The sequence below is a fragment of the Hyphomonas sp. genome (assembly GCF_965284475.1).
In the GTDB taxonomy this organism is placed as follows: domain Bacteria; phylum Pseudomonadota; class Alphaproteobacteria; order Caulobacterales; family Hyphomonadaceae; genus Hyphomonas.
In genome coordinates this window covers 2,785,741-2,806,342 of record NZ_OZ260087.1, presented here as the reverse complement: position 1 = coordinate 2,806,342, position 20,602 = coordinate 2,785,741, and the positions used below count along the sequence as shown (strand labels likewise).

Genomic DNA, 20,602 nt, shown 5'->3' with positions numbered 1-20,602 from the left:
TATGCGATTAAGGATAGAGTAAGGCATCCATGACAACCTGCGACAGACGTACATATGGGCCGGGGGGCGGATTATCGCATGGACTATCGACTGATCCATTTCAATTGCGCGCGCCCGAAGGGCGAGTTCACATTTGAAAACGAATTCGTTCGTGTGTTCCTCGCTATTCTTCCCCGCATTTTCAGCGATGCCGACAGCTTTGACGGCGTACACTGGCATACGCACGGGCTGAGACAACCGGACGGCGACTGGCGAGATCTCTATCAGGCGTTCCCCTATCCGAATGGCATGGCCGCGCCCGATGTCTGCACGATGGCCGGCTGGAGGTCACTCGAAGACATGCGCACCTTCGTCTATTCGGGCAAAACCCATTCTGCCGGTATGCGGCGCCTGCAAGAACAGCTCGACCGCAGCCAGGGGGCGGGATTTGTCATGTGGTGGGCCCCGCGCGGCGAACGCTTCACAATGGAAGACGGATGGCAGCGGCTGCTGCACCTGCGTGAAAACGGTTCGAGCAATTATGCTTTCTCTCTCGATCAGCCGATTCTCCGGCCACAGGTCGCATGAGGCTGACGCGGCGCAGCCTCATGCGTCTGGCTGCAGGAACCCTACTGCTCGCAGCATGTACACGCCCCGGTCCGCCCGAACCTGACCGGACGATCTATCTTGTGCGACACGCAGAAAAGCAGGCGGGTGATGATCCCTCGCTTACGCCGGAAGGCGCCGCGCGCGCCCAGTTGCTTGCCGACACGCTGGCTGATGCGGGTATTGCGCACATCTATTCCACCGACTATGCGCGAACACGCGAAACGGCCGCGCCGCTGGCCGATTTCATGTCCTTGCCGGTCTATTTCTATGATGCGTCAGACCCGCTTTCTTTCGTGTCTGAGTTGAATTCTCAAAGCGGCAGGATACTCGTTGTTGGGCACTCCAACACGACTCCCGATCTGGTGGGGCTCCTGGGAGGTGAACCGGGCGTTGAAATCAATGAGGCGGCCGAATATGACCGCCTCTATGTGTTGCGAATCTCGGGCGACACCGTTGAGTCTGAACTGCGCCGGTATGGCGCGCCGTATCAGCCCTGAGGCAGACCCAGCCGGTAGACACCCTTGAACGTATCCGGGTCGACCGGCTTACCCTTGCGATAGATCGTGATGGTTCCCGCCTTGGCCAGACGCACGGCCTCTGCGCGCACATCCTTCAAGACACGCTGGAAGTTTTCCTCGCTCACCGCACGGGCGGCCTGTTCGGCGCTGATCGTCTTGCCGACGCCGCACTCCGCCGTCAGTTTCAGGATCGCGTCTCGGACAGCGTTGTGCCCCGGCTCGCTCACCAGTCGATCGCCGCGTAGACGAGTTGCTGGAATTGCTGGCGCATCGGGTAGGTCGAGGACGGCATCAATTGCGTGGCCTGGATCGCGATGATCTCCTCTTCCGGATCCACCCAGAAGAAAGTTGACGCAAGGCCGCCCCAGCTGAACGTGCCCTCGCTGCCGGGCTGCTGGCCAGCCACGACATCCACGACAACCGATCCGCCGAGGCCGAAACCCACGCCGTCAGACATGACTTCCGTGAACATGGACTTGCCCATGTCGCGCATCGTCCTGCCGCCGGGAAGATGATTCTGGCGCATGAACTCAACCGTTTTCGGGCTGACAAGGCGCTGGCCGTCCAGCGTACCGCCGCGCAACAGCATCAGGGCAAAGCGGTGATAGTCGCGCAGGGTGGAAACGAGACCGCCGCCCGCATTCAGCAATGTGGGGCGTTTGGTGTAGAGCTTCGAGGCCCTGCCGGGCCCGTCTGCGAGGCTGGTCACACCTGTCTCCGCATCTTTCTGGTAGCAGGCCATGAGACGGTCGATCTTTTCTTCCGGCACCCAGAATTCAGTGTCGTGCATACCGAGCGGGCCGGTAATGCGCTGACGGAAAAATTCATCCAGCTCCATGCCCGAGACGATCTCGACAATCGCGCCGAGCACGTCGATTGAATGGCCATACCACCATTCAGCGCCCGGCGAGCACTGGAGCGGAAGCGCCGCCAGCCGTTTCGACATGGCCTGAAGGGTTTCGTCCGGCCGCCCAATCTTCTCCTGCCGGTAGAGGAAATCGACCGGGTGCTGCATCATGAACCCGTAGGTGAGGCCGGACGTGTGCGTAAACAGGTCCAGCACTTTCATGGGGCGGTCCGGCTTGCGGGTCGTGAAAGTGTCCTTGTCGCCTGCATCCCACACCATCACGTCGGCAAATTCCGGGATGTACCGGCTGACGTCATGGTCGAGGCGCAGCTTGCTTTCTTCGAACAGCATCATCGCCGCCAGCGACGTAAGCGGCTTGGTCATGGAATAAATGCGGAAAATCGTGTGCGGCCCGATGTGCTCGCCTGCGCCCATTTCGGTGGTGCCAGAATAGTCTTCAAGCGCAATTTCACCACCGCGCGACACGAGCGTCGCCATGCAGGGCAGCTTGCCGGTGTCGATGTAATTCTCTCGGAAATATTCCGGAATCGCTTCAAGGCGCTCGGCGTTGAGGCCGACTTCGTGCGGATCGGTGGGGTCGTGGTCGAACATCTAGAGGTTTCCTGCCTTGGCGGCCCGGGCGAGTTCCCGGGCGATGATGATCTGCTGGATCTGGCTCGTGCCTTCATAGAGGCGGAAGATGCGCACGTCGCGGTAGAAGCGCTCAATGCCATAGTCGGTTACATAGCCTGCACCGCCGAACACTTGCACCGCGCGATCCGCGACGCGGCCGCACGCCTCCGTGGCGAACAGTTTCGTGCAGGACGCGAGCATCGTGACGTCCTCGCCGGCGTCGCGGCGGCGCGCGGCGTCGAGGATCATGCAGCGCGCGGCATAGGTTTCAGCCTGGCTATCTGCGATCATTGCCTGGATCAGCTGATGATCCATGATCGGCTTGCCGAACTGTTTGCGCTCAAGCGCGTAATTGACCATTTCCCTGATGAGGCGCTCGGACACGCCGGTCGCGACAGCGGAGATGTGCAGGCGGCCCTTGTCGAGCACGCTCATCGCCACCTTGAACCCTTCGCCCTCACCAGCCAGGCGATTTTCGACCGGAACGCGTGCATTGTCGAAGATCACGTCGCAGATGTGGGCGCCCTGCTGGCCCATTTTCTTTTCGGGCTGGCCCACGGACACGCCGGGCGTGCTGCGCTCGACCACGAAGGCCGACACGCCCTTGGCGCCGGGCATGGACGGATCGGTGCGGGCCATGACCGTGAACAGGTCGGCCTTGTTGGCATTGGTGATGTAACGCTTGGTGCCATTCAGCACGTAATGGTTACCGTCGCGGATCGCCTTGGTTGTCAGGCTGCCGGCATCGGAGCCTGCTTCCGGCTCTGTCAGCGCAAAGCTTGCGATCAGGTCGCCGCTGGCAATGCCGGGCAGCCATTTCGATTTCTGTGTATCGGTACCGAACAGGACCAGCGCCTGACTGCCAATGCCGATATTCGTGCCTGCCACAGAGCGGAAGGCAGGCGACGTGTTGCCCAGTTCGAATGCCACAAGACACTCGGTTTCCATGTCCAGCGCGAGACCGCCATATTCTTCCGGAACGGCGATGCCGAACAGGCCAAGCTGCTTCATCTCGTCGACGATGGATTGCGGGACAACATCATTGTCGCCGACTTCCGCCTCGATCGGTATGCATTTTTCGTTCACGAACCGGCGAACCTGTTCGATCAGGGCGGCACGAATTTCGGCGTCAAAAGCCATCAGTTTGCTCCCGTGAATTATTGGTCCCAACCATGATATGCCGTTGCGACAGGGTTGTCGAAGGGTGACTGTGCGGTATCAAAGCCAAAAGGGAGGAACAAGGCGGAAATGGTTGCAACAGAAGTGACAGAAGGCGAATTCAAGGGCTGGCAGACCTGGCCGGAGGAACCGTTCGAACACGACACGGCTGGTCCGTTTTACATGCGCACCGACGATCAGGGACAGGTTGCGGCCTTCCGCGCCCAACGCAAGCACATGAATGCGGGCGGCGTGATGCATGGTGGGTGCCTGATGACCTTCGCCGACTTTGCCCTGTTCGCCATTGCCCATCACGGTATGGAAGGCGTCTACGGGCTCACCGTCGCGTTTACATCTGAATTCCTGGATGGCGCCAAGGAAGGCGAACTGATCGAAGCGCGCGGCGATGTGCTGCGCCAGGGGCGGTCGCTCACCTTTGTGCGCGGTCTCGTGACAGCCGATGGCCGCCCTGTCCTCAATTTCTCCGGAACCATCAAACTCAGAAAGCCGAAACCATGAGCCAGCCCCCCTATCAGGAACTTTCCCGCTCGATCAAAGGCAAGACCGCCCTCATCACCGGCGCCGCCAGCGGCATGGGCCGGGCGACTGCCCACCTGTTCGCCCGCGAGGGCGCGAACGTCGCCGTGACCGACCTGCGCCAGGGCGATGTTGATGTCGTGGTGGACGAGATCAAGGCCGCCGGTTTTGACAATGTGAAAGGCTGGGAGCTGGACGTTTCGGACGCTGCAGCCATCAAGCGCGTGATCGACAATGCAGCGGCACATTTCGGCGGCATGGACATTCTAGTGAACAATGCCGGGTTTGCGAAGGCTGGCGACGTTGGCGAAGAAAGTTATGAGGATAGCTGGGGGCCGAGCATCAATGTGATGCTCACCTCGCACCAGCGCGCCATCCGCGCTGCCCTGCCCTACATGCGCAAGAATGGCTGGGGGCGCATCGTCAATATCGCCTCGACCGAAGGCCTTGGCGCAACGCCGGGCAATTCACCTTACGTCGCCGCCAAGCATGGCGTGGTCGGTCTGACGCGCGGCCTTGCCGTGGATCTCGGTCGTGAGGGCATCACCGTGAACTGCATCTGCCCAGGGCCGATCATTACCGGCATCACGTCCGGCATCCCGGACGAACATAAGGTAATCTACGCCAAGCGCCGCGTGCCGCTGCGCCGCTATGGCATTCCGGAAGAGGTCGCCAACATGACGCTGTCGCTGGTCCTGCCGGCCGCCTCTTTCCTGAACGGCGTGCACATTCCCGTCGATGGCGGCATGTCGATCAAGAATGCCTGACCGAAGACAGGGTTTGCGGGGCTAACCCTTCGCAAACCCGCGCGCGGTCATCGCATCGTACCAGCGGCCCAGACTCTCATGCTCCTTCTGCGGCTGCCATTGCATGACCCGGCAAAAACCGACCCCGATATAGAGCGTGATGTCGGCAATCGAGAACCGGTCGGCGGCGACGAATTCGTGCGTTGCAAGGTGGTCGTCGAGGCGTTTCGCCATTGTCCGCGCCGCTTTCTCGCCCTTTGCGGCCGCTTCCGGGCTTTGCGGCACTTCCAGTGGCGCCATCATCGGGTGGGCATTACGGAACCAACCGGCAAACTGGATGAAGAACATCAGCTCAATGCGCCGGTCCCACATCTCGATCAGGGCTTTTTCCTTCGGGTCGGTGCCCATCAGGTTCGGCTCCGGGAACACCCCCTCAAGATAGGTACAGATCGCCCGGCTCTCGGTGATCGCCGTGCCATCGTCCAGCACCAGCGTCGGCACCTGTGCATAAGGTGACAGCGCCCGGTACTCGGCGGTCTTGTGCTCCTGGTCCATGATCGAAACGTCGATCAGTTCGACAGCATCCAGCTTGCCTTTTGCCCGCAGAAAAAAGACGACGCGGTCAGGATTGGGGGCTTTGGGGCTCTGGTAAAGTTTCATGCTCGTTCTCCCTTTCTCATTATCGTAGCGCTCACGATGAGCCTGCCGTGACCTAGAATGTTTTTCTTACGCCAAGTGTCGCGTTGATCGGCTCACCGGGAAAGTAGCGACCATTGCCGAAAGCAAGGTCAGCGCGGTCCGCATAGGCCTCATCCGTCAGGTTGCGGATGATCAGGAAGGCTTCTGTGCCTTCATCGAGCGCATAGGCGCCGCGCGCTGACATCACCGTATGCCCCGGATAGATGGCCGTATTGGCCGGATCCATATAGTATTCGCCGACATGCTCCACCGAAACGGACAAGCTCAACGCATCTGTCGCCTGCCAGTCGAGTGACGCATCCGCAAGCCATTCCGGCGCTGTATCGATCTGGTTGCCATCGCGGATGGTTTCGGAGCCCGAGCCGACAATCCGGTCAAATGTATAAGTCTGGTCGGACCATCCGACATTGCCCTTGAGCGCCAGCGTGTCCGTGATTTCGAACGCGGCGGCTGCTTCCACGCCGACATGGCGCGTCGAGCCATCCGGCACGTTGAGGCCGTCGCTGTCGCGGAAGAAGAAGTTTTCCTTGTCCATCCAGTAGGCTGCGACATCGAAGACGAGACGGCCATCAATCGCGCTGCCGCGCGCACCGATCTCCACACTGTCCAGCGTTTCGGTCTCCACCTCGCCCGCCACCTGCAGGTTCTGCAACCGGAAGAGGTCCGATACCTGCGGCGCGCGCTCGCCGCGCGCATAGTTGACGTAATAGCTCACCTCGCCCGACGACCAGATCAGGCCGAGTTTCGGCGTCAGCAGGTCAAAGCTGTCCGTGCGATTGGCGGGAACATTGAATCGCCCGTTGATGCCGGCCGGGGCATCAGTGGCATAGTCATATTCGTGCGCTTCGCCGCGCAAGCCTGCCAAAAAGCTGACATTGTTGCCGAGGCGCCATTCCGCTTCGCCCCACAGGGCCAGCGTGGTCGTGTCGACCGTGTAGTCATAATGGACCCCTTGCGGGAATCGCGTATCGCCCGGGAAAAAGCCGAACGGGTCCGGCTGGATTTCCTTCAAATAGCCACTCGCCACATCCACATCGGTGCCGACACGCAATTCCAGCACGTCGCTCGCCTGCCATCCGTAACGCGCCATCAGGCCGCCGCCGGTGTGAGCATTCTTTTCGACGCCGCCATTCGGCAGGAAGTGCTGCGAGAAGATCATCGCCTGGCTGTGCGCATAGGGCATCAGCACCAGCGTTCCAGGCCCCAGCGTCCGTTCGGCCCGCGCGCCCATGCGCGCCGACCAGGCGTCGCGATAAGCTTCGGGGTTCGGATTTTGCGTGACGAGATCGCGGTCCTTGTAACTGTCGGCGCCCTGCAAAAAACCCGCCGTTTCCTGGTTGAGATTCGAGGCCGACAGCCACGGCGTCACATCCCATGGCCCCAGCTCATGCGCTCCGACAACTGACAGTTTCTGCTGATCGGCGCCGGTATTGTCCCGCCAGCCCGTGTCGTGCTGCAGGGACAGGCCGAGGCGAACATGGCTGCCCTCATCCAGCGTCATGTCGGTGCGGTAGCGGCCGAGCGTGCCATAGCTCGCGCTGGCAAAGCTGCCATCGCCCGGCTGGCCGAGGATCACATTGATGAGGCCATGCACGGCATTCGAGCCATATTTCGCGCTGCCCGGCCCGCGCACCACTTCGATGGCACTTGCCACCTCATGGTGCGGCTCCATCAGGCTGTTGACGTTGCCGAAAGCCGGCGAGCGCGTCGGCACGCCATTCTCGAGGATGAGGAAACTTCCCTGTCCTGCCCCGCCAGTCAGCACAGGGCTGCGGATGGCAATCAGATGCTCCTGCCCGGAATTCATCTGGATATTCACGCCCGGCAGCGTGTTCAGGATTTCGGCGGGGTGGTCGGCGAGGGTTTCGGCGATGGCGTCAGCGTCCGCGTAAGTAATTGACCCAGGCTGTTCAGGCGACCTGTCGCCGAACACGGTTACTGGCTCGAGGGAGACGGCTGTGTCCTGCTGGGCTGCGGCCTGTCCCGACAGGCAGTAACCCAGTGCGACAAGGCTTGCAGACGTCACAGTCAATCGGTGAAGCATGGAAATTCCTTCGGTTAGGCAAAGAGGCTGTGCCCCATGGGATACCTAGGGCCAAGCCCTCCGCATAGCGAGCCCTCCCCGGGCGTCAGGTCAGCCGCCCGCGCCCGCAAAGAGCTGGTAGGGCAGCGCGCCAACGACCGCGCCCGAGAGGCAGGTCGCCAGCGTTCCGGCCAGCAGCGTGCGCCAGGCCAGCGACAGGAAATCATCCCGCCGCGCCGGTTCGATGATTGAAAGCCCGCCAATCAGGATGCCCATGGAGCCAAAATTGGCAAAGCCGCAGATCGCATGGGCGGTGATCATCCGCGTGCGCGGGTCCATGGCGTCCACCGGCAGCTCGGCCAGCTGGATGAACGCGACGAACTCCGTCAGCACGGTCTTCACGCCCATCAGCGAGCCGGACTGCGCCGCCTCGCCCATCGGCACGCCGATCATGTACATCAGCGGCGCAAATACCCAGCCGAGAATACGCTCGATCGAGAGCGGCGCACCGGCCACATTCGGCAACATGCCGAACCCGGCATTCACGATCCAGAGCAGAGCCAGGGCCGCGATCAGCATCGTTGCGATATTGAATACGATCTTCAGGCCGTCTGTTGCCCCTGTGGAGAACGCGTCCATTGTCGAGGCATACTTGAAATCCGGCTCCTGCATCCGCTCGCTCGACGGCGTGGTTTCCGGGATCATGGTCAGCGCTACGGCCACCGCCGCAGGTGCGGCAATCAGGGATGCGGCCAGCAGCTGCGGCAGGGGGTTGGCCATCTTCCCGTCGAGGAACGCGCCATAGACGACGAGTACCGAGCCCGCGATGGTGGCAAAGCCTGCCGTCATCATGATCAGCAGCTCAGACCGCGTCATGCCCTTGATGTAAGGCCGGATCAGGACAGGCGCTTCGGTCATGCCCATGAACACGTTGGCCGAGACCGCGAGCGACGTGGCCCCGCCGAGGCCCATCGTACGCTGGAAAATGTAGGCAAATCCATTGGTCACCCAGCGCAGGATCTTCCAGTGCCAAAGTATCGCCGAGAGGGCCGCAACGACGATGATGATGGGCAATATCTGGAAGAAGAACAGCGGTGGCGCATCCGTGCCGATCATGTTGGTCGCGGCGACATTGTCACCGACATATCCGAACACGAAGCCCGTGCCGGCGCGCGTCGCGTCCTGCAGACCGTCGACAACCACGTTCGCCTGCAGCAACACGTTTCGCACCGGTGTGATCCAGAACAGGATCAGCGCAAATACAAACTGCATCGCGGTTGCACCGAGCACGATCTTCCAGGGAAACAGGCCACGCTTTTCAGAGACGAGCCAGCAGATGCCATAGATAAGCGCGATCCCGATCAGTGCGCGGGCATTGTCCCAGCCCCATTCATAACCTGCCAGCATCCAAAATCGCTCCCGAGCCCGTTTTGATAGCTTTATGACTTAGCCGTGACGGCCCGGCTTGGAAAGCGCGCAAGTGTAGTGGCGAAAGTCGCGCACCGGAATGCTCACAAAAGGCGCTGATGGCCGCATTCGATCCCGTGCGATTGCACGCGTGTTGACTGAGCGGCAACCCGAGCTTAGGTTTTTGCTATAATAATCAAGCCTTTGATCCGTTACTCAAACCGTCGAGCGGGTCATGCTTCCGGAGACATACCCACCGATGAAAATGCGCGCCCTCGTCCTGGCAATGGCCATGGCTGTTGCCATGCCTGCCTTCGCCCAATCCGATTCAGAGGCAACAGATGCCGCAAAGGAGGATGTGGCAAAGCCAGTGCACGATCCCGCGTTGTTCGTGAGTTCTCACAAGGGAGTGTTCGGTTCCGAGCGCCTTTCCTACAGGGTCGAAGCCGGAGAAACCCATATCGACAATGAAGAAGGCGAGCCGACTGCAAGCCTGTTTGCGATCTCCTACATCAAGGAAAATGCCGGTACTCAGCGCCCGGTGACATTCGTGTTCAATGGCGGCCCGGGATCGGCATCGGTCTGGCTCCATCTCGGCCTGCTCGGACCGAAGCGCGCCGAGGTGGCGAGCGATGCCGATGCAGACGATGGCGCCGCGCCCTACACGCTGGTGGATAATCCGCTCAGCATCCTGGACCTGACCGACCTTGTCTTTATCGACCCTGTCGGCACCGGATACAGCCGGGCTATCGGCAGCGGTGAGAACAAGGACTACTGGAATGAAGCAGGTGATGGCGGGTCGATTTCCGAGTTCATCCGCATATGGATCAGCAAGCACAAGCGCTGGAACGCGCCCAAATACCTGATCGGTGAAAGTTTCGGCACCACGCGGGCAGCCTATATCGCCAACCAGCTGACCACAGGGGATGTCGACATCGCGCTCAACGGCCTCGTCCTGATCTCCCAGGCGCTGGACTATGAAGGCTCGACCTCCATCCACGACAATGTGTATTCATACATCACCTACCTGCCCAGCATGGCCGCTGCCGCGCAGTATCACGGACGGGCAGGCGTGGGCATTCCGCAGGACCAGTTCCTGAACGATGCGCGTGCCTTTGCCCGCGATGAATATGGCCCCGCCCTTTGGAAAGGCGACCGGCTGAGCACGCAGGAGCGAACCCGCATTCGTGACAGGCTGGCCTATTTCACCGGACTGGCACCTGACTATATCGAAACCTCGAACCTCAGGGTCCTGATGCCGCGCTTCCAGAAGGAGCTTCTGCGTGACAAGGGGGTCGCGATTGGTCGACTGGATGGACGGTATATGGGCGACGAAGCCGACGATATTGCCGAGACACCCGACGATGACGTGTCGAGCTATGCGATCAGTTCAGCCTATTCCGCACTGCTGAACCAGTATCTGTCGAGCGATCTCGGTGTCGAGATGGATCGCGCCTACATGATGTCGAGCGAAGACGCTGGCGAGCAGTGGAATTTCCGGGACGTGCCGGAGGGAGAGTATTGGGAGCCGCGCTATCTGAATGTCGGTCGGCAACTCACTACCGCGATGCGCCGCAACACGTCGCTGAAGGTGATGGTGGCAAACGGGTACTATGACATGATCACGCCGTTCTTTGACGCGGAGATCACTTTCGCCCGCTATGGAATCCCCCAGGAGCGGGTTGCCATGACGTATTACCAGGGCGGGCACATGATGTACCTGAACGACGGCGCGCTGGAAGCGCTGAGCGCCGACATCAGGGCATTCTACGCAGACCGGCTCGAGGACAGGCGACCAGACTAGGAGCGGGACCGGCATCCCCGGGGCAGAATCCCGGGGATACACGGTTAAGGGGGCTTTAGCCGAGCTTGCAGACGCAGATCTTGTTACCGTCGGGATCGCGGAAATACGCGCCGTAAAACGTCGGCATCCGGTTTCCGGGGGCGCCCTCGTCCACGGCGCCAAGTTCGATGGCCTTGTTGTAGACCTTGTCGACTGTTGCATTATCAACGGCGGCCAGAGCCGGCATCACGCCGTTCCCGCACGTCGCTGCATCCTTGTCATAGGGGTCGCCAATGGCGATCATCGGCTGGCCGGGGCCAACGCCGTAGAATTGCAGGCGATCATTGGCGAAGAACCGCTTGGCGCCCATTTCGCCCAGGACGGCGTCATAGAAAGCCAGCGCCTTCTCCTTATTGTTTGTTCCGAGGGTGACGTAGGCTAGCATGTTGGTTCCTCCCTTTTCATGCGTATCTTTCTTGAACTCTGGCCTCCCGAGCGCGGCTCGGCAAGATATGACGCAGGGGCGCGGCTTGACGTTTACGTGAACGTCTGGTGTGAAGCCGATCAAACCGATTTCCAATAAAAGCAGGAGTTCTCCCATGTCAGATATCCGTTTTGACGGTCGCGTTGCCATCGTTACGGGTGCAGGTGGCGGCCTTGGCCGGTGCCATGCACTCGAACTCGCCCGTCGCGGCGCAAAGGTCGTTATCAACGACCTGGGTGCCAGCATGGACGGTTCGGGCGGCAACTCGGCCGCTGCCGAAGCTGTCGTCAAGGAAATCGAGGCCATGGGCGGCGAAGCGATGGCAAACGGCTCGTCGGTAGCGGATGAAGCTGGCGTCAAGAAGATGATCGACGACACGATGGCCCGGTTCGGCCGCATCGACATCCTGATCGCCAATGCCGGCATCCTGCGGGACAAGTCCTTCTCCAAGATGACCCAGGCCGACATTGACCTTGTGATCGACGTCCACCTGCGCGGCTCGTTCATGCCGATCCACGCCGCCTGGGACATCATGAAAGAGCAGAACTATGGCCGTATTGTCGTGACCACGTCCTCGACCGGCCTCTACGGCAATTTCGGCCAGGCCAATTACGGCGCCGCCAAGCTCGGCCTCGTCGGCATGATGAACACGCTGAAAATCGAAGGCGCCAAGAACAATATCAAGATCAACTCGGTGTGCCCGGTTGCGGCAACCCGCATGACAGAAGGCCTGATGCCGGAGGCCGTTCTGGCCCAGCTCAAGCCTGAGTACGTCACGCCAGGCGTCATGAACCTCGTCAAGGAAGACGCGCCCACCGGCGTGATCCTTTCGGCCGGCGCAGGCGCGTTCTCGATGGCCCGCATCGTTGAAACCGAAGGTGCCTTCGTCGGTCAGGGCGATGAACTCACGGCTGAAGCTGTTGCCGCCAAGTGGGATCAGATCACCGATACGTCGAAAACGCTTCCGGCGTTCAAGGGGGGTGGCGAGCATGGCCAGCACATGTTCGCGCTCGTCGCAGGCGGTGTTAAGGCCTAGGTGCTTGCTTCTAGCGAGTTTTTACCGCAGGATTCTCCTCACACGCTAATCTGAGGAGAATCCATGCGGTTCACTGCACCTACACTTCTATTCCCGATTCTCATGCTCGTGGCGGCGTGCAGTGCGCCACCTCAGGCTGACCAACCTGCTGAAATCGTCCAGCCGCAAGCGATCAGCGCCGCCGGCGAGATGTGCGGCGGCATTGCCGGCCTGCAATGCGAAGAAGGCTTTTTCTGCAAACTTGATGATGGCGCATGCGTGAACACAGCGGACGTGGCCGGCACATGCACGGAAATCAGACCGTTCTGCACACGTGAATACGCGCCAGTCTGCGGCTGCAACGCCAAGACGTATCCCAATACGTGCGAAGCCCACGCTGACGGCACGAGTGTCGCAAGCCAGGGCGCCTGCAAAGGTTGACGAGAACGGCCTCCCGAAAAGGGGGCCGTTTCGACTCTATTCCTGCATCGCCTTGAGATACATGGAATTTACCGGTTTTGCGAACAGACGCTCAACCATGGGCTCGAAGAACTCCAACGGCTCGCTTTCATAGTCAGGGTCGAACGCGGCCTGATCATACAAGTGGCAGAATTGCGCGCAGTATTCGTAATGCGGGCTGTCCTTGAAATGCTCACGCATGTTCTTGTCCAGGCCAATATGCTCGAAGAAATAATAGCCCTGGAACGCCCCGTGATTGGCGACCATCCAGAGGTTTGCCTCAGACACAAACGGCTTCAGAATTGCGGCGGCCACATCGGGATGATTGAAGCTGCCAAGCGTATCGCCGATATCATGCAGCAGCGCGCAGACCACATACTCCTCGTCGCGTCCGTCGCGGTGTGCGCGTGTGGCGGTCTGGAGGGAGTGGGTCAGGCGGTCGACCGGGAATCCGCCATAGTCGCCGTCAAGCAGCCGAAGATGGTCGAGAACACGCTTGGCGAGTCCCTTGTTGAAGCTCTTCGAGTGGGCGACGATGATGTCCCAGTCTTCCTTGGTGCCTTCAAGCATTTCGCGAAACTGTGCGCGCTCGCCAACGTCCTGTCCGTCTGCCATGTCCGTTTTCCTCCTGATGTCTTTTGCCAAGATTATACGCAAACCGCGCAAACATGAAAGCAGGTCTCGTCGTACCCGTTTGGCCGTCTGCCGATTTTGTGGCATTCTGGAGAAACGAAGGCGAGGAAAGCGTGACAAGCGCGAGACATGGATATGGAATAGGCCGAAACGGTCTTTTGACGAGACACATGCGTCGTCTCGTCGTCATCCTGCTTGCCCTGCTCTGTTATATTCCTGCTTATGCCGCCGAACGCCTCGTCGTTCCCTTTGACGTCAATTCGCACGGGCAAATGGTGGTCCAGTTCCGCATCAATGATTCTTCCCAGGCCATTGGGGTCGTTGATACGGCGGCGACCCACGCCATGATCGATCTCGCGACTGCGAATGCAGCCGGTGTTCCCATACCCGGTGATGCCATGATCAATGTGCTCGGACTGGAAGGCGCCGAAATCTTCCCGCTGGTACGCGTTGACAGTCTGTCGGCCGGCAATGTGCGGATTGGTCGGATGAACGCAGCCCTGAACCGGCGGATCGAAGTTCTGGGGGTCCACAATGTCGTGCCCGCAAATGCATTCGCCGGGGACGTTATCGACTTTGATTTCGATGCTGGACGGATCCTGGTTTACGACGGCCGCCCCGACACCAGCACGACGCTGACTTCCAGCCGTTTGCCCATGCGCCAGGTGAACGGTCTGTGGTTTGCTGAAGTCAAGCTCAACGGTACAAAGGGGCTTGCCCTGATCGATACGGGCTCCAGCATTTCTTACGTGAACAGCCGGTTCGCTGACGATGCAGGCGCCAGGCCGAACGAGGAAAAGACCAAGACGCTCCACGGAATTACAGGCGGCGGCATTGCCATTCGCGTGGCAACAGCGCGCCGGTTCAGCCTTGGCCGACACCGGGTTCTTGGGCCAGACCTTCTCGTGGCAGATCCCGCCATCTTCGCCCATCTCGGCCTTGCCGACGAACCCGTCATGGTGCTTGGGCTGGACTATCTTTCGATCTTCAGGGTGCAGCTTGATCGCCGCGAGCGACGTCTTGTGCTGAGCTCGCAAGGTTCGAAGCGCGGCATGGGCGGCGTCCAGATGAATGCCGGAGGCTCGCGTCTTCGTACGAACTAGGGCCTGACTTCTTATCATGCCTCTGCGTGAGCCTGCTGGCATATCCCGAACGCTCCACGCATGAAAAAGCCCCTCCTCCGGCTGGAGAAGGGGCTTTCGGCAGACACCTCAGTCCCACAAGGCTCCCAGCATAAGCCGGTCACGCCAGGTTTCACGCGGGCCTGTACAGGCCGGGCCACAGCGCTGGCACACATGATCGTGCAGGCGCCGGGCAATCGCCCAGGTGGACTCGCCGGTGCGGGCACCGGCCAGTTCGAGCATGGCGATGATGCGGCGCAGCACTTCATCCGAGACCTCCGCGTTCTGGCGCCCTTTCGCCTCTGCAAGGCGCCACCCGGCGGGATCCTGCCGCAGGGCCACAGCGACCATCTCGCTGCCCTCGCGGACAGTGAAGACAGCCATGCGTCCGGCGGCAAGGTCGCCGGTAAAGTCCCGCAGGCAGTTGCGAAACTCCAGCGCCACGCTGACGAGCGCCTTACGATCACGCACCGGGACGAACACGTCCGGCAGGCGCGGTGCAGGCAGGATCTGCCCGAACTGCACCGGCTGAAGCGCCTCGGCGGCCATGTCGAACAGAGCCAGCGCATCGCCGGCCCGGTTCCATCGCTGCGCAATCCGCGCCGCCTCACCTGCGCCATGAATGCGCAGGGCGAGCCGGAAGGCTTCGGCCAGATCCTCAACCGCAGCGGTCGAAGATGGCATCCGCCCAACGATACCGGCCTGACGCAGCACCGCAGGCAGAGTGCTGATCAATTCGATCCGGTCTGCGGCGATGACTTGCATGTGCCGCAGCACACGGCCTGCATCATCTTCGACGAACAGGCGAAGGAAACGGTCATAGTCAGCCGTTTCCCACAGCACTTCGCCCAACCGCCCGAGCGCCTTCATCAGGCCGCCCGGTGCCTCGCCACCGACAAGAAGGCAAGCGACATCGCGGTCCCGGCCCCGCTCGACAGCGTGAACCACGTCCAGACTGCGGCAGCCTGCCTGCCTTGCGAACAGGATCGCCGCCGCATGACGGCGGGCCGTTGGCAGGGCCAGAAACCCGCCATGCGGGGCTGGCCACGCCTCGGCGATAATCGCGGCGTGCGGCCCGGCCAGGAAGCCGAGCAGCGGTGTCTGAACTGCAGCGCGCCCTTTCGGATGCACATGCATCAGGGTCATGGGCGTGCCCATGATCCACCTCCTTTCAAATCGCGACCGCGCTAAGGCGGCGGCGGATTTAAGGTTTCAATGCGAGGTCAGATATCACCGGCCAATGCGCGGGGACGCTGACAGCGCTCCCCGTAGCCACGAGGAGCTGGTCGTGTGTGTACAACTCAGCTTCATCTCAGTTCTCTTCCAGTTGGGCGGGTGGTCCCTTTCACAGGGCTCACCGCAAGGGAGCGGCGTATAACGCCAGCCTAGGTTTACTGTCAACCAGGATTGAAAAAGAAAAACCCCCGAACGTTTCCGTTCGGGGGCGCTTCAATTCTCGGCTTTCGAGGAGGACTATTCGTCCATCGCTTCCAGCTCAGCCTCGTGACGGGCCTTGTCGGCGGCGCCCTTGGCGCTCTCGTCACGGTCGACAAGTTCAAGCACGGCGATCGGCGCATTGTCACCATGGCGGAAGCCGGCTTTCATCACGCGCGTGTAACCACCGTTGCGGTCCTTGTAACGATCGCCCATCACGTCGAACAGTTTGCGCACAGCGTCTTCGTCGCGCACTTTCGCGATGGCCTGACGGCGGGCCGCAAGATCACCCTTCTTGGCAAGCGTGATCAGCTTGTCCATGAGCGGCGCCATTTCCTTGGCCTTTGGCAGGGTCGTCGTGATCTGCTCGTGCGTGATCAGGCTGGCCGCCATGTTCGCGAACATCGCCTTGCGGTGCGAAGTCGTTTTGTTCAGTTTGCGGTGAGCTAGTCCGTGGCGCATTGTCGTATCCTCTGGAGGTGATCAGGCCCCCGTAATCAGATTGATCGGGTCCTATAGATGGTCGTCGTATTTCTTGGCAAGGCCTTCAATGTCCTCAGGCGGCCAATCCGGCACTTCCATGCCGAGATGAAGGCCCATGCCGGCGAGGACTTCCTTGATCTCGTTCAGTGACTTGCGGCCGAAGTTCGGCGTACGCAGCATCTCTGCTTCCGATTTCTGGATGAGGTCGCCGATGTAAACGATATTGTCGTTCTTCAGGCAGTTTGCCGAACGTACGGACAGTTCCAGCTCGTCGACCTTCTTGAGAAGGACAGGATTAAAGCCAAGGTCGGTTTCTTCCTGCTGCTGGCCCACTTCGAGGGTTGGTTCTTCAAAGTTGATGAACAGCTGCAACTGGTCCTGAAGGATACGCGCGGCATAGGCCACGGAATCTTCCGGCGTGACCGAACCGTCGGTCTCGATGTCCAAAGTCAGTTTGTCATAGTCCAGCACAGTACCTTCGCGCGTGTCTTCAACCTGGTAGCCAACACGGCGAACAGGGCTGTAGATCGCGTCAATCGGAATATAGCCGATTGGAGCATCTTCGGGGCGCAGCGCGTCGGCGGGGACATAACCCTTGCCGGTGGCAATCGTGAACTCCATGCGAACTTCCGCACCCTCATCCAGCGTACAGATGACGTGATCCGGGTTCAGTATCTTGCTGTCAGCAGACGTTTCGATCTGGCCGGCTTTGACTTCGCCCGGACCTTTCGCCTTCAGCACCATGCGCTTAGGCGTATCGGATTCCATGAAGATCGCGACCTGCTTCAGGTTCAGCACGATCGTCGTAACGTCTTCACGAACGCCCGGGATTGCCGAGAACTCGTGCACAACGCCGTCAATCTGAACGCCGATGATCGCTGCGCCCTGCAGCGAGGAAAGGAGCACGCGGCGCAATGCGTTGCCGAGCGTCGTGCCGTAGCCGCGCTCAAGCGGTTCAATGACCAGTTTGGCCTTGCGCTTGGTGTCATACCCAGCCTGAACCACCGGGCGGTTCGGACGGATGAGCTCTTTCCAGTTGCGGTCGTTGACGGAGATGAGTTCTTTGTCAGCCATGGGCGACTATCCTTGAAAGCGGCAAGCGGCGCAAAGTGCGCCGCTGGAGTGGTTTAATCAGACGCGGCGACGCTTCGGCGGGCGGCATCCATTGTGCGGGATCGGTGTCGTGTCATTGATCGACGTCACCGTCAGACCAACGGCCTGAAGTGCACGCAGCGCGCTCTCCCGGCCCGAACCGGGACCGCGCACGTTCACTTCAACCGTCTGGAGGCCGTGCTCCTGGGCTTTCTTCGCAGCATCCTCAGCGGCCATCTGGGCCGCATAAGGTGTCGATTTGCGCGAACCCTTGAAGCCGACGACGCCCGAAGACGACCAGGAAATAGCATTTCCCTGCGCGTCGGTGATCGTGACCATTGTATTGTTGAAGCTCGAGTTCACATGAACAACACCGGACGTGATGTTCTTGCGTTCTCTGCGGCGGACTCGTGTGGATGTATCGCGGGCCATCTTGGTCTGATCCTATTATTTCTTCTTGCCGGCGATCGGCTTGGCCGGACCCTTGCGGGTACGCGCATTGGTATGGGTACGCTGGCCGCGAACCGGCAGCTTGCGGCGATGGCGCAGGCCACGGTAGCAGCCAAGGTCCATCAGGCGCTTGATGTTCATCGACGTATCACGACGCAGGTCACCTTCGACCATGTAGTCGGCGTCAATGGCTTCACGAATGCGGATGACTTCTGCATCGGACAGGTCAGCCACACGGCGTTCAGGCTCGACGCCCACTTTTTCGATGATTTCGCGTGCCATCGCCGGACCAATGCCGTGAATATAACGGAGCGCGATTTCAACGCGCTTATTGGTCGGGATGTTAACGCCTGCAATACGGGCCAAAGCCGTTACTCCTGAAGCGACTGTTTCAAACATAAAGAGCGCAAGGGGGCGGATTTCGCCCCGTCGCGCACTGGCGATTAAGCCTTAAGCTAAGAGAAGAGGCTTATAACCCCGCAAATTCCCGCGTCAACAGCGGAATCCCAGCTTTAGGCGGTCTGTTTCAGGGCCGTGTCAATTTCTGACGCGACCATGTCAATTGCACCCATTCCGTCAATCTCCACCAGAACCCCCCGTTCGGCATAAATCGGCAGCAATGGCGCTGTATCTTCGTAATATTTTTCGAGCCGACGGGCAAAAGTCTCCGGATTGTCGTCCTTGCGCCCCTGCTCTTCGAACCGTTTGGTGACCCGGCTCATCAGCTTGTCGTCATCGACCAGCATGCGAATTACGAGATCCACTGAGCTGCCGCGGGATTCAAGCAACTGATCGAGCGCCTCCGCCTGGCCAACCGTGCGGGGGAAGCCGTCAAAAATGAAGCCTGGCGCACCAGCCTGCACCTCCAGCTGCTCGTCAATCAGCGCAATAACGATCTCATCGGAAACAAGGCTTCCCTCATCCATGATCTTGGCGACCTGCTGACCAAGTTCCGAGCCCGAGGCCCGCGCAGCACGCAGCATGTCACCCGTGGAAAACTGCACGAAGCCGCGCTCCTGCACCAGACGTTTCGCTTGTGTACCCTTTCCAGCCGCAGGCGGCCCGAACAGTATCAAATTCATTTCTTCCGGCCCCCGAGCTTCGACTTCTTGATCATGCCCTCATACTGGTGCGCGATCAAATGCGACTGAATCTGCGTCACTGTATCCATGGTTACAGAAACCACGATCAAAAGCGAGGTGCCACCGATATAGAACGGAATTTCCGGGAAATAACGACGCAGGAGCTCGGGCAGAATGCAGACGAAGACCAGGTACAGGGCGCCGATCGTCGTCAGGCGCGTCAGGACATAGTCTATATAGGCCGCCGTGTTCGACCCTGGACGAATGCCCGGGATGAACCCGCCATACTTGCGCAAGTTATCTGCGGTTTCTTCCGGATTGAACATGATCGACGTGTAGAAGAAGCAGAAGAAGGCAATCAGGACGGCCTGCGTGATGATGTAGGTCCACGAGCCCGGCGAGAAGTGGGTCGCCAGGATACCGAGAAGCCCGCTGCCGCCCGTATCGGCAACATTTCCGCCCAGGAAACCAATGGCCGTCATTGGCAACATCAGCAGGGCGGAAGCGAAGATCGGCGGAATGACGCCCGATGTGTTGATCTTCAGCGGCAGGAAGCTGCGCTGGCCCTGCGCGAAGCCATGGGACTGCTGTCGCTTGGGGTACTGGATCAGCAACCGTCGCTGAGAGCGCTCCATGAACACGATGAACATGACGAGCGCGATGACCATGGCTGCAATCGCAACAACGAAGACGATGTTGACCGACGTCGTGCGTGCCTGCGTGATCAGGTTGAAGATCGCCCGCGGCAGTTCAGCCACGATGCCCGCGAAAATGATCAGAGAGATACCGTTGCCAATGCCGCGCGCCGTGATCTGTTCACCCATCCACATCAGCAGCATGGTGCCGCCTGTCAGCGTCACAACGCCAGTCAGGATAAAGAACCATGGCGCAATCCCCTCGATTCTCACCGAAGAGAGGCCACCCGCAATAGCGAAGGATTGCACGAGTGCGAACGCGAGGGTGAGGTAACGCGTATACTGGTTGATCTGCTTGCGGCCCGATTCGCCCTCTTTCTTGAGTTTCGAAAGTGTCGGAGATGCCGACGTCATCATCTGGATGATGATCGAAGCGGTAATGTAGGGCATCACGTTCAGGGCAAAAATGCCCATCCGCTCGACGGCGCCGCCGGCGAACAGGTTCATGGAACCGAGAATGCCGCTCGACTGGCTGGCAAACAGGCTCGCATACTGCGACGGATCAAGGCCAGGGATCGGGATGAACGTGCCGAGGCGATAGAGGACCAGGATCGCCAGCGTGAACAGGATTCGGCTCTGGAGGTCCTTGGCCTTCGCGAAGCTCGCAAAGTTCACATTGCGGGCCATTTGTTCTGCAGCGTTCGCCATCGGCCGTTCAGCCTCCCTGAAAAAGCGTTCGCCGCCAAAATCGGCGGCGAAACTGTGTTTGTGAAGG

Annotated in this window: 23 protein-coding genes; 8 read left to right on the top strand and 15 right to left on the bottom strand. The window is 60.2% G+C overall.

Annotation, left to right across the window (positions count from 1 at the left end; genetic code table 11):
- The first annotated feature begins 78 nt into the window (after positions 1-78).
- Both ACQ66M_RS13580 and ACQ66M_RS13575 read left to right on the top strand, forming a co-directional pair.
- On the top strand, positions 79-567 hold the full coding sequence (locus tag ACQ66M_RS13580; RefSeq protein ID WP_430404487.1) for a DUF3291 domain-containing protein: 489 nt from the start codon (positions 79-81) through the stop codon (positions 565-567).
- Positions 564-1,085, top strand: coding sequence for a SixA phosphatase family protein (locus ACQ66M_RS13575; protein ID WP_430404485.1), 522 nt, complete (start codon positions 564-566; stop codon positions 1,083-1,085). Before ACQ66M_RS13580 ends, ACQ66M_RS13575 begins: the two co-directional genes overlap by 4 nt.
- On the opposite strand, the gene ACQ66M_RS13570 is transcribed toward ACQ66M_RS13575, so the two are convergent.
- From ACQ66M_RS13570 to ACQ66M_RS13560, 3 genes are read right to left on the bottom strand one after another with little or no spacing between them, the layout of a single operon-like run.
- The gene (locus ACQ66M_RS13570; RefSeq protein WP_350171423.1) at positions 1,076-1,333 is read right to left on the bottom strand and encodes a DUF3253 domain-containing protein; all 258 of its coding nucleotides are present in this window, start codon (positions 1,331-1,333) and stop codon (positions 1,076-1,078) included. The two genes, ACQ66M_RS13575 and ACQ66M_RS13570, sit on opposite strands and share 10 nt — an antisense overlap.
- Entirely contained in the window at positions 1,330-2,565 is a 1,236-nt protein-coding gene (locus ACQ66M_RS13565; RefSeq protein ID WP_350171422.1) for a serine hydrolase domain-containing protein, read from the bottom strand. The genes ACQ66M_RS13570 and ACQ66M_RS13565 overlap by 4 nt, the downstream gene beginning before the upstream one ends.
- Complete coding sequence (locus tag ACQ66M_RS13560; protein WP_430404483.1) at positions 2,566-3,726, bottom strand: acyl-CoA dehydrogenase family protein; 1,161 nt, start codon at positions 3,724-3,726, stop codon at positions 2,566-2,568.
- Positions 3,727-3,834: 108 nt separating this feature from the next.
- Between ACQ66M_RS13560 and ACQ66M_RS13555 the strand changes: the two genes are divergently transcribed.
- The gene (locus tag ACQ66M_RS13555) at positions 3,835-4,263 is read left to right on the top strand and encodes a PaaI family thioesterase (RefSeq protein WP_350171420.1); all 429 of its coding nucleotides are present in this window, start codon (positions 3,835-3,837) and stop codon (positions 4,261-4,263) included.
- Positions 4,260-5,048, top strand: coding sequence for an SDR family NAD(P)-dependent oxidoreductase (locus ACQ66M_RS13550; protein ID WP_350171419.1), 789 nt, complete (start codon positions 4,260-4,262; stop codon positions 5,046-5,048). The genes ACQ66M_RS13555 and ACQ66M_RS13550 overlap by 4 nt, the downstream gene beginning before the upstream one ends.
- 21 nt (positions 5,049-5,069) lie before the next feature.
- On the opposite strand, the gene ACQ66M_RS13545 is transcribed toward ACQ66M_RS13550, so the two are convergent.
- From ACQ66M_RS13545 to ACQ66M_RS13535, 3 genes are all read right to left on the bottom strand, one after another.
- Positions 5,070-5,687, bottom strand: coding sequence for a glutathione S-transferase family protein (locus ACQ66M_RS13545; RefSeq protein WP_350171418.1), 618 nt, complete (start codon positions 5,685-5,687; stop codon positions 5,070-5,072).
- Positions 5,688-5,739: 52 nt separating this feature from the next.
- Positions 5,740-7,770 (bottom strand): TonB-dependent receptor, encoded by a 2,031-nt coding sequence (locus ACQ66M_RS13540; RefSeq protein ID WP_430404481.1) that lies wholly within the window; start codon positions 7,768-7,770, stop codon positions 5,740-5,742.
- A 90-nt stretch (positions 7,771-7,860) separates the two neighbouring features.
- Positions 7,861-9,156 carry a NupC/NupG family nucleoside CNT transporter gene (locus ACQ66M_RS13535; RefSeq protein ID WP_350171416.1) on the bottom strand — a complete coding sequence of 432 codons (1,296 nt, stop codon included), beginning with the start codon at positions 9,154-9,156 and terminating at the stop codon, positions 7,861-7,863.
- Between the two features lie 259 nt (positions 9,157-9,415).
- Between ACQ66M_RS13535 and ACQ66M_RS13530 the strand changes: the two genes are divergently transcribed.
- Entirely contained in the window at positions 9,416-10,960 is a 1,545-nt protein-coding gene (locus ACQ66M_RS13530) for a S10 family peptidase (RefSeq protein WP_430404479.1), read from the top strand.
- Between the two features lie 55 nt (positions 10,961-11,015).
- On the opposite strand, the gene ACQ66M_RS13525 is transcribed toward ACQ66M_RS13530, so the two are convergent.
- Positions 11,016-11,384: a VOC family protein gene (locus ACQ66M_RS13525; protein WP_430404477.1), complete on the bottom strand. Its 369-nt coding sequence runs from the start codon at positions 11,382-11,384 to the stop codon at positions 11,016-11,018.
- Between the two features lie 154 nt (positions 11,385-11,538).
- Here ACQ66M_RS13525 and ACQ66M_RS13520 point away from each other — a divergent pair, with 154 nt between their 5' ends.
- Positions 11,539-12,459 (top strand): SDR family NAD(P)-dependent oxidoreductase, encoded by a 921-nt coding sequence (locus tag ACQ66M_RS13520; RefSeq protein ID WP_430404475.1) that lies wholly within the window; start codon positions 11,539-11,541, stop codon positions 12,457-12,459.
- Positions 12,460-12,522: 63 nt separating this feature from the next.
- A complete protein-coding gene (locus ACQ66M_RS13515; RefSeq protein ID WP_430404474.1) occupies positions 12,523-12,879 on the top strand; it encodes a Kazal domain-containing protein in 357 nt (118 codons plus the stop codon).
- Positions 12,880-12,915: 36 nt separating this feature from the next.
- Here ACQ66M_RS13515 and ACQ66M_RS13510 read toward each other — a convergent pair whose 3' ends face one another.
- Positions 12,916-13,512 (bottom strand): HD domain-containing protein, encoded by a 597-nt coding sequence (locus ACQ66M_RS13510; RefSeq protein ID WP_350171411.1) that lies wholly within the window; start codon positions 13,510-13,512, stop codon positions 12,916-12,918.
- 188 nt (positions 13,513-13,700) lie between these two features.
- Here ACQ66M_RS13510 and ACQ66M_RS13505 point away from each other — a divergent pair, with 188 nt between their 5' ends.
- On the top strand, positions 13,701-14,633 hold the full coding sequence (locus ACQ66M_RS13505) for a pepsin/retropepsin-like aspartic protease family protein (protein ID WP_430404472.1): 933 nt from the start codon (positions 13,701-13,703) through the stop codon (positions 14,631-14,633).
- Between the two features lie 108 nt (positions 14,634-14,741).
- Here the strand turns inward: ACQ66M_RS13505 and ACQ66M_RS13500 are convergent, their stop codons facing one another.
- From ACQ66M_RS13500 to secY, 7 genes are all read right to left on the bottom strand, one after another.
- On the bottom strand, positions 14,742-15,809 hold the full coding sequence (locus ACQ66M_RS13500) for a hypothetical protein (protein WP_430404470.1): 1,068 nt from the start codon (positions 15,807-15,809) through the stop codon (positions 14,742-14,744).
- 315 nt (positions 15,810-16,124) lie between these two features.
- Entirely contained in the window at positions 16,125-16,547 is a 423-nt protein-coding gene (gene rplQ / locus ACQ66M_RS13495) for a 50S ribosomal protein L17 (protein ID WP_045694776.1), read from the bottom strand.
- 51 nt (positions 16,548-16,598) lie between these two features.
- Entirely contained in the window at positions 16,599-17,642 is a 1,044-nt protein-coding gene (locus ACQ66M_RS13490) for a DNA-directed RNA polymerase subunit alpha (RefSeq protein WP_350171407.1), read from the bottom strand.
- A 57-nt stretch (positions 17,643-17,699) separates the two neighbouring features.
- Positions 17,700-18,092 (bottom strand): 30S ribosomal protein S11, encoded by a 393-nt coding sequence (gene rpsK / locus ACQ66M_RS13485; RefSeq protein WP_335593437.1) that lies wholly within the window; start codon positions 18,090-18,092, stop codon positions 17,700-17,702.
- Positions 18,093-18,107: 15 nt separating this feature from the next.
- A complete protein-coding gene (gene rpsM, locus ACQ66M_RS13480; protein ID WP_350171406.1) occupies positions 18,108-18,476 on the bottom strand; it encodes a 30S ribosomal protein S13 in 369 nt (122 codons plus the stop codon).
- A 146-nt stretch (positions 18,477-18,622) separates the two neighbouring features.
- On the bottom strand, positions 18,623-19,192 hold the full coding sequence (locus tag ACQ66M_RS13475) for an adenylate kinase (protein ID WP_430404468.1): 570 nt from the start codon (positions 19,190-19,192) through the stop codon (positions 18,623-18,625).
- Positions 19,189-20,535 carry a preprotein translocase subunit SecY gene (gene secY, locus ACQ66M_RS13470; protein ID WP_350171404.1) on the bottom strand — a complete coding sequence of 449 codons (1,347 nt, stop codon included), beginning with the start codon at positions 20,533-20,535 and terminating at the stop codon, positions 19,189-19,191. Before secY ends, ACQ66M_RS13475 begins: the two co-directional genes overlap by 4 nt.
- Positions 20,536-20,602 lie beyond the last annotated feature (67 nt).

Bases quoted from the DNA above. Each gene is read 5' to 3' on its own strand.
- secY (WP_350171404.1), bottom strand. From the start codon at position 20,535: ATGGCGAACGCTGCAGAACAAATGGCCCGCAATGTGAACTTTGCGAGC.
- ACQ66M_RS13560 (WP_430404483.1), bottom strand. From the start codon at position 3,726: ATGGCTTTTGACGCCGAAATTCGTGCCGCCCTGATCGAACAGGTTCGC.
- ACQ66M_RS13535 (WP_350171416.1), bottom strand. From the start codon at position 9,156: ATGCTGGCAGGTTATGAATGGGGCTGGGACAATGCCCGCGCACTGATC.
- ACQ66M_RS13540 (WP_430404481.1), bottom strand. From the start codon at position 7,770: ATGCTTCACCGATTGACTGTGACGTCTGCAAGCCTTGTCGCACTGGGT.
- ACQ66M_RS13500 (WP_430404470.1), bottom strand. From the start codon at position 15,809: ATGGGCACGCCCATGACCCTGATGCATGTGCATCCGAAAGGGCGCGCT.
- ACQ66M_RS13545 (WP_350171418.1), bottom strand. From the start codon at position 5,687: ATGAAACTTTACCAGAGCCCCAAAGCCCCCAATCCTGACCGCGTCGTC.
- ACQ66M_RS13515 (WP_430404474.1), top strand. From the start codon at position 12,523: ATGCGGTTCACTGCACCTACACTTCTATTCCCGATTCTCATGCTCGTG.
- ACQ66M_RS13550 (WP_350171419.1), top strand. From the start codon at position 4,260: ATGAGCCAGCCCCCCTATCAGGAACTTTCCCGCTCGATCAAAGGCAAG.
- ACQ66M_RS13555 (WP_350171420.1), top strand. From the start codon at position 3,835: ATGGTTGCAACAGAAGTGACAGAAGGCGAATTCAAGGGCTGGCAGACC.
- ACQ66M_RS13525 (WP_430404477.1), bottom strand. From the start codon at position 11,384: ATGCTAGCCTACGTCACCCTCGGAACAAACAATAAGGAGAAGGCGCTG.
- ACQ66M_RS13530 (WP_430404479.1), top strand. From the start codon at position 9,416: ATGAAAATGCGCGCCCTCGTCCTGGCAATGGCCATGGCTGTTGCCATG.
- ACQ66M_RS13510 (WP_350171411.1), bottom strand. From the start codon at position 13,512: ATGGCAGACGGACAGGACGTTGGCGAGCGCGCACAGTTTCGCGAAATG.
- ACQ66M_RS13475 (WP_430404468.1), bottom strand. From the start codon at position 19,192: ATGAATTTGATACTGTTCGGGCCGCCTGCGGCTGGAAAGGGTACACAA.
- ACQ66M_RS13580 (WP_430404487.1), top strand. From the start codon at position 79: ATGGACTATCGACTGATCCATTTCAATTGCGCGCGCCCGAAGGGCGAG.
- ACQ66M_RS13575 (WP_430404485.1), top strand. From the start codon at position 564: ATGAGGCTGACGCGGCGCAGCCTCATGCGTCTGGCTGCAGGAACCCTA.
- ACQ66M_RS13520 (WP_430404475.1), top strand. From the start codon at position 11,539: ATGTCAGATATCCGTTTTGACGGTCGCGTTGCCATCGTTACGGGTGCA.
- ACQ66M_RS13490 (WP_350171407.1), bottom strand. From the start codon at position 17,642: ATGGCTGACAAAGAACTCATCTCCGTCAACGACCGCAACTGGAAAGAG.
- rplQ (WP_045694776.1), bottom strand. From the start codon at position 16,547: ATGCGCCACGGACTAGCTCACCGCAAACTGAACAAAACGACTTCGCAC.
- rpsK (WP_335593437.1), bottom strand. From the start codon at position 18,092: ATGGCCCGCGATACATCCACACGAGTCCGCCGCAGAGAACGCAAGAAC.
- ACQ66M_RS13565 (WP_350171422.1), bottom strand. From the start codon at position 2,565: ATGTTCGACCACGACCCCACCGATCCGCACGAAGTCGGCCTCAACGCC.
- ACQ66M_RS13505 (WP_430404472.1), top strand. From the start codon at position 13,701: ATGCGTCGTCTCGTCGTCATCCTGCTTGCCCTGCTCTGTTATATTCCT.